Source organism: Burkholderia sp. Ac-20349, from assembly GCF_017104865.1.
In the GTDB taxonomy this organism is placed as follows: Bacteria; Pseudomonadota; Gammaproteobacteria; order Burkholderiales; family Burkholderiaceae; genus Burkholderia; species Burkholderia aenigmatica.
The window spans coordinates 1-12,876 of sequence record NZ_JAAGPM010000183.1 but is presented as its reverse complement, the minus strand read 5'-3'; the positions used below and the strand labels follow the sequence as shown (position 1 = coordinate 12,876).

6 protein-coding genes and 2 pseudogenes are annotated in these 12,876 nt (G+C 68.2%); 1 reads left to right on the top strand and 7 read right to left on the bottom strand.

From position 1 onward, the window contains the following. Positions 1 to 120: 120 nt before the first annotated feature. Positions 121 to 1,530: pseudogene (locus G3N61_RS34790) on the top strand (family 20 glycosylhydrolase); the annotation flags it as partial. A 150-nt stretch (positions 1,531 to 1,680) separates the two neighbouring features. Here the strand turns inward: G3N61_RS34790 and nagE are convergent. The 7 genes and pseudogenes from nagE to G3N61_RS34755 all read right to left on the bottom strand — a co-directional run. After that, on the bottom strand, positions 1,681 to 3,435 hold the full coding sequence (gene nagE / locus G3N61_RS34785) for an N-acetylglucosamine-specific PTS transporter subunit IIBC (RefSeq protein WP_089451311.1): 1,755 nt from the start codon (positions 3,433 to 3,435) through the stop codon (positions 1,681 to 1,683). Positions 3,436 to 3,521: 86 nt separating this feature from the next. Further along, positions 3,522 to 6,119 carry a phosphoenolpyruvate--protein phosphotransferase gene (ptsP, locus tag G3N61_RS34780; RefSeq protein WP_205824623.1) on the bottom strand — a complete coding sequence of 866 codons (2,598 nt, stop codon included), beginning with the start codon at positions 6,117 to 6,119 and terminating at the stop codon, positions 3,522 to 3,524. A gap of 15 nt (positions 6,120 to 6,134) precedes the next feature. Then, complete coding sequence (locus tag G3N61_RS34775; protein WP_085042153.1) at positions 6,135 to 7,142, bottom strand: SIS domain-containing protein; 1,008 nt, start codon at positions 7,140 to 7,142, stop codon at positions 6,135 to 6,137. Further along, positions 7,135 to 8,238 (bottom strand): N-acetylglucosamine-6-phosphate deacetylase, encoded by a 1,104-nt coding sequence (gene nagA / locus G3N61_RS34770; RefSeq protein WP_043187257.1) that lies wholly within the window; start codon positions 8,236 to 8,238, stop codon positions 7,135 to 7,137. Before nagA ends, G3N61_RS34775 begins: the two co-directional genes overlap by 8 nt. A 98-nt stretch (positions 8,239 to 8,336) precedes the next feature. Continuing rightward, positions 8,337 to 9,071 (bottom strand): GntR family transcriptional regulator, encoded by a 735-nt coding sequence (locus G3N61_RS34765; protein ID WP_043187255.1) that lies wholly within the window; start codon positions 9,069 to 9,071, stop codon positions 8,337 to 8,339. 325 nt (positions 9,072 to 9,396) lie between these two features. Next, complete coding sequence (locus G3N61_RS34760) at positions 9,397 to 12,603, bottom strand: error-prone DNA polymerase (protein ID WP_205824622.1); 3,207 nt, start codon at positions 12,601 to 12,603, stop codon at positions 9,397 to 9,399. Positions 12,604 to 12,609: 6 nt separating this feature from the next. Further along, positions 12,610 to 12,876: pseudogene (locus G3N61_RS34755) on the bottom strand (DNA polymerase Y family protein); the annotation flags it as partial.

Here is a 12,876-nt window from a genome sequence, read left to right as displayed (position 1 = left end):
GCGCGCGTTGATCTCGCGCGCCGAGCGGCGCTTCAGGTGGCGCACCAGCGCGTTGCGCGCACCGCTGCCCGGCTCCGTGTCGGCCACGCCGGCGATCTGTCCTTCGTAGCCCATCAGCCCGTCGAGCAGATGAGCGCGTACAAGCTCAATCGCCTGCACCTGCACCTGTCCGACGACGAGGGCTGGCGCATCGAGATTCCCGGCCTGCCCGAACTGACCGAGACCGGAGGACGCCGCTGCCACGACCCGAGCGAGACGCGCTGCCTGCTGCCGCAGCTCGGCTCCGGCCCGGACAACCGCTCGGGCGGCGGCTACCTGACCCGCGACGATTACGTGGCGCTGGTGCGCTACGCGGCCGCGCATTTCGTCGAGATCATCCCCGAGATCGACATGCCCGCGCACGCACGCGCGGCCGTCGTGACGATGGAGGCACGTTACCGGCGGCTGCATGCGGCCGGCCGCGAGCAGGAAGCGAACGCATACCGGCTGCTCGATCCGCAGGACACGTCGAACCTGACGACGGTGCAGTTCTACGACCGGCGCAGCGACCTGAACCCGTGCGTGCCGGGCGCGCTCAATTTCGCGTCGAAGGTGATCCGGGAAATCGCCGCGATGCATGCGGACGCGCAGGCGCCACTGCACATCTGGCACTACGGCGGTGACGAGGCGAAGAACATCTTCCTCGGCGGGGGCTTCCAGCCGCTGAACGGCACCGACCCGAACAAGGGGCGCATCGATCTCTCCGCGCAGGACAAGCCGTGGGCGCGTTCGCCCGCGTGCACGGCGCTGCTCCAGCGCGGCGAGATCAAGTCGATCGACGAGCTGCCGACACGTTTCGCGCAACAGGTGAGCGCGGCGGTCAGCGCGAACGGGATCGACACGATGGCCGCGTGGCAGGACGGCATCAAGCATGCGAACGGGCCGCAGGACTTCAGCACGCGCCACGTGATGGTGTCGCTGTGGGACACGATCTTCTGGGGCGCATCGGACAGCGCGCGCGACCTGAGCGGCAAGGGCTACCTGACGGTGCTCGCGCTGCCCGACTACCTGTACTTCGACTTCCCGTACACGCTGAACCCGCGCGAGCGCGGCTACTACTGGGGCTCGCACGCGACGGACGAGTACAAGGTGTTCTCGCTCGCGCCCGAGAACCTGCCGCAGAACGCCGAGGTGATGGGCGACCGAGACGGCAACGCGTTCGAGGTGACGGGCACGGGCCCTGCGCCGCGCATCGAAGGCATGCAAGGGCAGGCGTGGGGCGAGGTGATGCGCAACGACACCTTCCTCGAATACATGGCCTATCCGCGGCTGCTCGCGCTGGCCGAGCGCGCATGGCACCGGGCCGACTGGGAGCTGCCGTATGCGGCCGGCGTACGCTTCAAGCGCGGCGACACGCATCACGTCGACATGGCCGCGCTGCAGCGCGACTGGGCCGGCTTCGCGACGCTGCTCACGCAACGCGAATTGCCGAAGCTCGACCGGGCCGGCGTCGGCTACCGGAAGCCGACCTTCACGCTGACGAATCCGTGAACGGCTGAACGCTCGGGCGACGCGCGATGCGGACGCAGGCATCGCGCCATCGCCCGCACCAAAGAAAAACGGCTTGCGACGCATCGCAAGCCGTTTTCGTTTTGCCGGCCGGCCCGAACCCGCGTCGCGGATCAGGCCGGCTTCATCGCATCAGGCCGGTTGCACGGCCGCCCCGCTGCCCGACGGCGGCAGGCGCGCGCCGAGCTGTTCGGCATAGCGTGCGGCCGCGTTGCCGCAGACGATGTGGAACGTGTCGACCGACACCCATGCGACGTCGAGCGCACCGAGACGATCGCGATCGACCGCCGACGGATCGCGCACGACCACACGCAGGCGCGTGGTCGCGATCGCGTCGAGCGACACGACGTTGGTCGCGCCGCCGAACACCGCGAGCCAGCGCGTCGGCTCCGGATCGAGCGGGCCGGCGGCCGCGCCCGTGACGGGCTGCGCGGCGGCGGCCGTCGCCGTCGATGCTGCGCCTGCCGCGCCGCTGCCGATGGCGGTACGCATCTCGTCGGCAATGATGTCGGCCTCGGGCCCGATGATCACCTGCACGCTGTTGCCGCCGCGCTTGAGCACGCCACGCGCGCCGATCGACTTCAGTTCCGGCTCGGAGATCTTCTCCGGATCGACGACGGTCAGGCGCAGGCGCGTCGTGCACGCGTCGACGACCGACAGGTTGCCGGCCCCGCCGAGTGCGGCGATGTAGCGCTGCGCGCGCGGCGCAGCGCCTGCAGCCGGCGCGACGAAGCCACCCGATGCGTACGATTCCGCGGCCGCATCGGCCGATGCCGGCTCACGGCCCGGCGTGGCCATGTTGAACTTGCGGATGAAGAAGCGGAACAGCCCGTAGTACGCAGCGCCGTACGCGAGCCCGAGCGGGACCGCGATCCAGCCCTTCGTCGACAGCCCGTAGTTCAGCACGTAGTCGATCGCGCCGGCCGAGAACGTGAAGCCGAGCTTCACGTCGAGGATCTGGCAGATCGCGAGCGACAGCCCCGTCAGCACCGCGTGGATCACGTACAGCACCGGTGCGAGGAACATGAAGCTGAATTCGATCGGCTCGGTCACGCCGGTCAGGAACGACGTCAGCGCCATCGACAGCAGCAGGCCGCCGACCATCGCGCGGCGCTCCTTCGGCGCTTCGTGCAGCATCGCAAGACATGCCGCCGGCAGGCCGAACATCATGATCGGGAAGAAGCCGGCCATGAAGGTGCCCGCGGTCGGGTCGCCCGCAAAGAAGCGGTGCAGGTCGCCGTGCACGATCTCGCCGCCGGCCGGCGGCGTGAAGTTGCCGAACACGAACCACGCGAGCGAGTTGAGGATGTGGTGCAGGCCCGTGACGAGCAGCAGGCGGTTCAGGAAGCCGAACACGAACGCACCGATCGCGCCCGCCGTCGTCAGCCACTGGCCGGCCGCGTCGATCAGATGCTGGACCGGCTGCCACACATACCCGAACGCGATGCCGAGTATCACGCAGACCAGGCCCGTGATGATCGGCACGAACCGTTTGCCGCCGAAGAACGCGAGGTAGTCCGGCAGCTTGATGTCTTTATAGCGGTTGTACAGCAGGCCCGCGACCACACCCGCGATGATCCCGGACAGCACGCCCATGTTCAGCTTGGGATCGATGTCCTTCATGATCGCGGTTTCGATCAGGTAACCGATCGCGCCCGCGAGCGCCGCCACGCCGTTGTTGTCCTTCGCGAAACCGACCGCCACGCCGATCGCGAACAGCAGCGGCAGGTTGTCGAAGATCGCACCGCCGGCGTCGGCGATCATCTTGATGTTGAACACGTCCGGCTGGCCGAGTCGCAGCAGGATGCCGGCAACCGGCAGTACCGCGATCGGTAGCATCAGTGCCCGGCCCAGGCCCTGTATTTTCAGAAACGGATTCCCGTTCATTCAGTCCTCCAATCCTTGTCTCGTCATTAATCGTCGTTGACCTAATTGCTTTCGTCGTGAAACCGTCGCGAACCTGCCGTCGACGCTCAGTCGAGCGGCCAGACCTCGCGGCTTGCTGCCCTTACCGCCTGTGCCGAATCGAGCGCGAGCAGATCCTGCGCGCGCTGACGGCACAACTGGTAATCGAGACGGCGCACACGCGCCTTGATGCCCGGCACCGATACGGGATCGACCGACAGTTCGGTCACGCCGAGGCCCACCAGGATCGGCACCGCGAGCGGATCGCCGCCGAGCGCACCGCACACGCCGACCCACTTGCCGTGCCTTTCCGCACCGCGCACCGCGATGTCGATCAGGCGCAGCACGGCCGGATGCAGGCCGTCGGATTGCGCGGCGAGATCGGCCTGGCAGCGGTCCATCGCGAGCGTGTACTGCGTCAGGTCGTTGGTGCCGATCGACAGGAAATCCGCGTGCTGCGCGAGCTGGTCGGCCAGCAGCGCGGCCGACGGCACCTCGATCATCACGCCGACCTCGATCGGCTCGGTGCGGCCCTGCGCGCGCGCGAATTCGTCGATGCGCTTTTTCAGGCGCACGAGCTCGCCCACGTCGGTCACCATCGGCAGCAGGATGCGCACCGCGCCGAGCGGCTTCACCGCGAGCAGGCCCTGCAACTGATCGTCGAGCAGATCGGGGCGCACCTGCGCGAGACGGATGCCGCGCAGGCCGAGCGCCGGGTTCGGTTCGGGCGGCAGCGTCAGGTAGTCGACTTCCTTGTCCGCGCCGACGTCGAGCGTGCGGATGATCGCCGTGCGGCCCTGCAGCGCGTCGACGATCGACTGGTAGCTCTGCTGGTGCTCGACGACCGTCGGCGCGGCCTGGCGATGGATGAACATCAATTCGGTACGCAGCAGGCCGACCGCGTCGGCGCCGTTGTCGACCGCGGTGTTCGCGTCGTCGAGCGTCGCGATGTTCGCGGCGACCTCGATCGCGCGACCGTCGACCGTCGCGGCGGCTTCACCCGCCAGTTGCCGGTTCGCCTCGCGCACGCCGTCGAGGCGCTGGCGTTCGTGCCGCGCGCGCTCGACATCGAGCGCGGTCGGTGCGTGTTCGAGCCGGCCCGCGCTCGCATCGACGACGACCTGCGTACCGTCCGGAATCGCGTACAGCGCATCGCCGACCGCGACCAGCGCCGGAATGCCGAGCTGCCGCGCGATGATCGCCGCGTGCGACGTCGCGCCGCCGCGCGCCATCACGAGCGCGGTCACGCGCTGGCGATCGAGCGACGACAGGTCGGACGGCGTGAATTCCTCGGCCGCGAGCACCGCTTCGTCGGGCAGCGCACGCGCGGCTCCGTTCGTATGACCGAGCGCGCGCAGCACGCGCTTCTCGATGTCGCGCAGGTCGGCCGCGCGTTCGGCGAGCAGCGCATCGTCGAGCTTCGACAGCGTGTCGATCTGCGTGCGGATCGTCGCGCGCCAGGCGAAGCCCGCGCTCTTGCCGAGGCTGATCAGGTCGCGCGCCGCGTCGATCAGCGTCGGGTCCTCGAGCAGCACGCGGTGCACCGCGAAGATGCCCGCTTCGCCGACCGCGCCGCGCGCCGATGCGTTGCGCACCGTTTCGTCGAGTTCGGCGTCGACCGCCTTCAGCGCCTGGTCGAGCTGGCGGCTTTCCGCAGCCGGCGTGCCGGCGGCCTGCTCGGGCGGCACGATTTCCGCATCGTCGAGACGCACCAGCGTACCGACCGCGATGCCGGGCGCCGCACACACGCCCGCGAGCGTGTTCGGGTCGATTGGTGCGCCATCGCGCGGTGCGCCGGTGTTGCGCGCGATCGTCTGCGGCACGGGCGATGTCATCCGCGCCGGTTTTTCCTCGACTTCGCCATGCGCTTCGCGCAGCAGCTCGTGCTCGACCGCATCGACGGCCTGCTGCGCATGCGCGCCACGGCCGACCAGTTCGACCGTCGCACCTTCGCCGGCACCGAGCCCGAGCAGGCCGACGACGCTCGCGATCGACGCCTTGCGGCCGTCGAACAGCACGTCGACGGTCGCGTCGAACCCGCGCACGGCTTCGCGTGCTCGCGCGGCCGGCCGCGCATGCAGGCCGCCCGGTTGCGCCAGCACGATTTCACGGCGCACTTCGTTCTGCGCCGCGGCGCCGGCCTGTGCCGCCTGCACGGCCGCTTCGCCCTTGCCGCGCAGCGCGAGCAGCGGCGTCTCGCCGGCCGTCGCGAAGCCGCTGGCACGATCGACGACCTCGAATGCATCCGAGTTCGCGATCGCGATCACCGACACGAGCGAATGCGCGCTGCGCGCCACCGCATCCTGGTCGAACTCGATCAGCAGCGTGCCCGCCTCGACACGCGCGCCGGCCTCGATATGCGCAATGAAGCCCTGCCCGTTCAGCTCGACGGTGTCGATGCCGATGTGCAGCAGCACTTCCGCGCCTTGCGGCGTCGTGATCGTCACCGCGTGACCCGTGCGCGCGAGGTGCGACACGACGCCCGCACACGGTGCGACAAGCTTGCCCGCGAGCGGGTCGATGCCGATGCCGTCGCCGAACATCCCGCCGGAGAACACCGGATCGGGCACGTCGGCCAGCGGAACGATCGGCCCCGTCAGCGGGGCAAGCAGAACGATCTGATCGTGGGTGGGGCTCTTCAACTGGGACTCCTCGGCGCGTCTCATCGGCTGTCTCGGCTATCAGTGCGTTTCGGTGACTTTGTTCAGGTGGCGCGGCGTATCGGGATTGCGGCCGCGCGCGACGGCGAGATCCGCCGCCATCACGTAGAACGAAAGAATGGCGGCGATCGGGTCGAGCGCCGAATGGGCGGACTGCGCAAGCGGCAGCGTCGCGCCGGGCGTGCCGGCGGGCGCCGCGAGCAGCACGGCCGCGCCGCGGGCGCGCATGTCTGCGGCGAGCTGCAGCAGGCCAGCCTGCTCGGGCCCCGGCGGTGCGAACACGAGCAGCGGATAGTCGCGGTCGATCAGTTCCATCGGGCCGTGACGGACTTCGGCGCTCGAGAACGCCTCGGCCTGGATGCCGGACGTTTCCTTCAGCTTCAGCGCGGCTTCCTGCGCGATCGCAAGGCCCAGCCCGCGGCCGATCACGATCATCCGCTCGACACCCGCCAGCGCGGCAACGGCCTGCGACCAGTCGAGCTGGCCGGCCTGCGCGAGTACGTCGGGCAGACCGCGCAGCGCGGTCATCAGCGCGGCGTCGCGCTGCCAGTAGGCAACGATCTGCGCGGACAGCGACAGCATCGCGATATAGCTCTTCGTCGCGGCCACCGACAGTTCGGGGCCGGCGAGCAGCGGCAACTGGTGCTCGCATGCGTCGGCGAGCGGCGACGGCAGCACGTTCACGGCGGCGACGGTACGCGCGCCGGCTTCGCGCAGCGCGGCCATCGTGTTGACGAGATCGGGGCTCTTGCCCGACTGGGAGAAGGCGATCGCGAGCTGGTCCTGCACCTTCAGCGGCGCCTGCTGCAGCGTGGCGACCGACATCGGCAGCGACGCGACCGGCACGCCGAGGCGGCTCATCGTCAGGCTCGCGAAATAGCTCGCGGCGTGATCCGAGCTGCCGCGCGCGACCGTCAGCGCGACGGCCGGCGGGTGATCGAGCAATTGGCCGGCGAGCGCTTCGACGCGCGTGGTGTCGGCAATCTGCGCGGCGACGACCTGGGCGGACTCGCGCGCTTCCTTAAGCATATTCGACAATCGATTCTCCTTCGACGTAGGTCGCGGTGAGGTTCAGGTCGCGATCGAACACCGCGAGGTCGGCCCATGCGCCGCGCTCGAGGCGGCCGCGATCGGTGACGCCGAGGTAGTCGGCCGCATAGCGCGACATCCGGTTCGACACGTCGGCGATCGGCAGGCCGAGCGACACGAGATTGCGCAGCGCCTGATCCATCGTCAGCGTGCTGCCGGCGAGCGTGCCGTCGGCGAGGCGCACGCCGCCGAGGCACTTCGTCACGTGCTGGCTGCCGAGCCGGTATTCGCCGTCGGGCATGCCGGTTGCCGAGGTGCTGTCGGTCACGACGTACAGGCGCGGGATCGCGCGCAGCGCAGCACGAATCGCGCCCGGATGTACGTGCAGCAGGTCGGGGATGATTTCCGCGTATTCGGCATGAGCAAGCGCCGCGCCTACCAGGCCCGGGTTGCGGTGATGCAGCGGCGACATCGCGTTGAACAGGTGCGTGAAGCCGCACGCGCCGTGCTTGAGCGCGGCCACCGCGTCGTCGTAGGTCGCGAGCGAATGGCCGAGCTGCACGCGCACGCCGCGCGCCGCCATCTCGCCGATGATCTCGATATGGCCGGCGATTTCGGGTGCGAGCGTGACGACGCGGATCGGCGCGATCGACAGGTACTTCAGTACTTCGTCGAGCACGGCCGACACGGCCGCGTCGGGCTGCGCACCGAGCTTGCCGGGGTTGATGTACGGCCCTTCGAGGTGTACGCCGAGCACCCGCGCGCCGCCCGGCGTGCGGGTGCGCGCGACGGTGCCGAGGTTGCCGACGACTTTCATCAGTTCGTCGCGCGGTGCGGTCATCGTCGTCGCGAGCAGGCTCGTCGTGCCGAATTGCGCGTGCGTGCGGGCGATCGTCTCGATCGCGTCGCCGCCTTCCATCACGTCGGCGCCACCGCCGCCGTGCACGTGCAGGTCGATGAAGCCGGGCAGGATGTAAGGCGCATCGTTCTTCGCGGGATCGACGGGCTTGCCGTCGAGGGTCGTGATGCGGCCGTTCTCGCTATCGAGCGAACCGTGAATCCAGCCGTCGGGGGTAAGGATGTTTCCAGTCAGCATGACGTTCTCTTGATGATCTGGTGACGCGGGCATCCGCGTCGTGATTTGCAAATCCGTGTCGTTACTTCACGCGTGTCGCGCGCGGGCAGTCTCGCGCGTCAGCGTTTCAGTTCGGCGACGAAGTCGTAGTAATCGTCGCGGCAATACGTTTCACTCACTTCGATCGCGCGCTGGTCGGCGCCGTAGCCGATCCGCGTGATCACCAGCAGCGCCGAACCCGGCTTCACTGCCATCCATTTCGCGATCGCGTGGGTCGCGTTCGCCGCGCGAAAGTGCTGCAGCGCGCGCACGACGGTCATCCCGCGCGCTTCGAGGTATTCGTACAGCGACGCGCCGAGCACCTGCGGATCGGGCACCACCGCCGCCGGCAGCGTCGAGTGCTCGACGGCCATCACGATGCCGTCCGCGCGGCGCAGCCGTTCGAGCCGCGCCACCGTCGCGCCGGGCGCGAGACCGAGACGCGTGATCTCGTCGCGGTTTGCGGCGCGCAGCGTGCGCGACAGCCACACCGAATCGGGCACGAAGCCGCGCTGCTGCATCTTCGCGGTGAAGCCGACGAGACGCGACAGCGGATCGGCGACACGCGGCGTGATGAAGCTGCCTGCCCCGCGCGCCCGCTTGATCAGACCCTGCTCGACCAGCAACGCGAGTGCGCGACGGGCCGTGATCCGCGACACACCGACCGACACCGACAGCAGCCGCTCCGACGGCAGCGCCTCGCCGGCCCGCCACGCGCCGGCGTGAATCGCGCTCGCCAGGTTGCGGGCGAGCTGCAGATAGAGCGGCGTGTCGCTGAGGGGATCGGGCGCCAGTTCGGACCAGCCGGTTTCCATGTGCCTCCGGGTGTCGGACGACGACCGCAGGCCGTCGAAAGTGAGGGCATTATATAACCACCATAATACCAGTCAACGAACTGGTATTAGCCGTGCCGAAATCGCCGGAAGCCTTGCCCGGCAAGCGTTTTAGTTCCAACAAACCCTTTGTTTACAACGAAGTGCGGGATAGGGATTTACCCGGATTGGTATGCAAGGGGACAGTTCCAGTACGCGGTTCGGCCAGGTTTTGGGCGCGAATATAAGACCTGAATAGAACCAGTTGAGCCGACTGGTATGCATGGATGGAAAAGCACCGCGCGTTCGGCGGCGCGCGCCGGTTGCGTCAGTGGAATTCGCGGCTCGATGTGCGCAGGCCGCCGAGCAGCGGCGTCAGATCCTCGAAGTGCTGTACGACGAGGTGCCGCACGTCGCTCGCGACCTGCCACACGCCGGACGCGGCGAGCAGCCGCGAGTCGAGGGTTTCGCGGCGCTGCCGCGCGAGCAGCTCGGGCCGGACGATCAGGTTCACGCAGCCCGTTTCGTCCTCGAGCGTCATGAACATCACACCTTTCGCGGTGCCCGGCATCTGCCGCGCAGTCACGAGCCCGCACGCACGCGCGAGCCGGCCGTCGGGGCGGTCGTGCAATTCGGCTGCGGACGACAGCCGCCGCGCGCGCAGCGCGGGCCGCAGCAGCGCGACCGGGTGGCGGTTCAGCGTAAGGCCGGTGGTGTGATAGTCGGCGAGGATGTCGTCGGCTTCCGACGGCGCGCCGAGTGCAGGCTTCTCCGCTTCGTCGATCGGTGCGGTCGCGAGCAGGTCGCGTTCGGGGGCTGCTGCAACCGCTTGCCACAGCGCATCGCGGCGGTGGCCGGCGAGCGTTGCAAGTGCGTTCGCGGCCGCGAGCGCTTCGAGATCGCGGCGTTCGAGTTGCGCGCGGCGCGCGAGGGTGTCGACGTTGTCGAACGGGCCGGCCGCCGTGCGTGCTGCTTCGATGCGGCGCGCGGCAGCTTCGCCGAGACCGCGCACGAGCGACAGGCCGAGCCGCACGGCCGGCTGGCCATCGGGAGGCGGCTGGTCGGGCAGCGCTTCGAGCGAGGCCTCCCAGTTGCTTTGCGTCACATCGATCGGCAGCACCTGCACGCCGTGGCGCTTCGCGTCCTGCACGAGTTGCGACGGCGGGTAGAAACCCATCGGCTGGCTGTTCAGCAGCGCGGCGAGGAAGATCGCCGGTTCGTGGCATTTGAGCCAGCTGCTGGCGTACGCGAGTTTCGCGAAGCTGGCGGCGTGGCTTTCGGGGAAACCGTAATCGCCGAAGCCCTTGATCTGTTCGAAGATCTGCTCGGCGAAGTCGGGCGGATAGTCGCGCTCGCGCATCCCGTCGACGATCTTGCGGTGATATTTCTCGAGATTGCCCTTGCGCTTCCACGCGGCCATCGCGCGGCGCAGTTCGTCAGCCTCGCCGGGCGTGAAGCCCGCCGCGATCATCGCGATCTGCATCACCTGTTCCTGGAAGATCGGCACGCCGTACGTCCGTTCGAGCGCAGGCTTCAAATCCTCCTTCGGATAACTGACCTTTTCGATGCCCTGGCGGCGTTTCAGATAGGGATGCACGGCTCCGCCCTGGATCGGCCCCGGCCGCACGATCGCAACCTCGATCACCAGATCGTAGTAAGTCCGCGGGCGCAGGCGCGGCAGCATCGACATCTGCGCGCGCGATTCGATCTGGAACACGCCGACCGTATCGGCACGGCAGATCATGTCGTAGGTCGCCTTGTCATCCTGCGGGATGTGCTTCAGCGTGAACGGTTCGCCATCCGGCTCCGGCGGCCCGCGCCACGCGGTACGCATGTCGAAGGCGCGATGCAGCGCCGACAGCATGCCGAGCGCGAGCACATCGACCTTCATCAGCTTGAGCGATTCGAGGTCGTCCTTGTCCCACTGGATCACGCGCCGCCCGTCCATCGCCGCGTTCTCGACCGGCACGAGCCGCGTGAGCTTGCCGCGGCTGATCACGAAACCGCCCGAGTGCTGCGACAGGTGGCGCGGAAAATTCAGCAGCCGCGCGGCGAGCCGGGCCCATGCCAGGATGAGCGGCGTCTCGGGATCGAGTCCGATCGTCGAGAATTGCTGCAGCAGGTCGCGGCTGCCGTCGAACCAGCGGTGCGCTTTCGCGACGCGATCGACCAGCATCGGATCGACGCCGAGCGCCTTGCCGGTTTCGCGCAGCACGCCGCGCGGGCGATAGGTCGATACGGCAGCGGCGAGTGCGGCGCGGTTGTGCCCGTATTTTTCGTAGATATGCTGGATCACCTCTTCCCGACGCTGATGCTCGAAGTCGACGTCGATGTCGGGCGGCTCGCCTCGCTCCACGCTGATGAAGCGTTCGAACAGCATCGTGCTCTGCTCGGGATTCACCTCGGTGATGCCGAGGCAGAAGCAGACGACCGAGTTCGCCGCCGAGCCGCGACCCTGGCACAGAATGTTCTGGCTGCGCGCGTATTTGACGATGTCGTAGACGGTCAGGAAGAACGGCTCGTAGCTCAGTTGCGCGATCAGGTCGAGTTCATACCGGATCTGCTTCGACACCTTCTCCGGCACACCTTGCGGATAGCGTGTGGCCGCCCCGGCCATGGTTTCCTGCTCCAGATAGCTCGTTGGCGTGAGCCCCTTCGGCACGATCTCGTCGGGATACTCGTAGCGAAGCGAGTCGAGTTTGAAATCGCACGTATCGAGAATCGTGCAGGTCTCCTCGATCTCTGCCGGCGAATACAGATTCCCGATCCGGTTCCGCCCGCGCAAATGCTGTTCCGCATTCGGCGCAAGCGCATACCCGCACTCGGAAACCGGCATGCCGACGCGAATCGCCGTCATCACGTCCTGCAGCTCCTTGCACGAGCGCCGGTGCATCGTCACGTCGCCCAGCGCGACGATGCGCACGCCACGCCGCTCGCCGGCCGCACGAATCTCCTCGCGCTGCGCACCGTCCAGCGCGCGCTGCAGTTGCACGAGCCCGAGCCGTGCACGCTCGCCGAACGTCGTGCGAAACCACGCGACCTGCGCATCGAGTACATCCGCACGCACCGGATACGTCGGCACGAGAATCGCGAAGCAGTCGGGCATGCCGCGCAAGTGCGCAAACTCGGCAGGCGGCGCCGACAGCATCCGCGACGTCAGCGTGTAAGTGCCCTTCGGCGAAGCCATCCGCCGCCACGAAATCAGCTCGGACAGATTGCCGTAGCCTTCACGATTCTGCGCAAGCAACACGAGCCCGAACGCGCCAGGGCCGGGATCGTGGCCAGGTGCGACGTCATCCGGCGTGACCTCGAAATACGAACCGATGACGAGCGGCAGCCCTTTCGCCTTCGCCGCGACGTGCATGCGCGGCGCACCGGCGAGCGAGCATTCGTCGGTGATCGCGATCCCGCGATAGCCGAGCTCGAACGCACGCTCGACCAGTTCCTCCGCATGCGACGCGCCATGCAGGAACGAAAAGTTCGAACGGCAGAACAACTCCGCGTAATCGGGCAGCCAGCTGAATTCCGCAACCATCACCGTTCACCCGAACAGGCCGTGCAGGAACCAGCGCGGCTCGGCCTCGCTCCCCGCCCGCTCCTTGAACACCCAGTAGCACGCACCGGCCTCGTCCTGCGCGACGCAGTAATCGCGCGCAGCGAGCTGGCCATCGAACCACCCGGCCTCGATCCGTTCCACCGACGACATCATCCTCAGCGGCGTATGAAATACCGGCCGCTCCCCACGCATCAACAACGGCAGCGGCTCCGCCAGCAACCACGCGGGCCTCGGCGGCACGGCCGGCGGCCA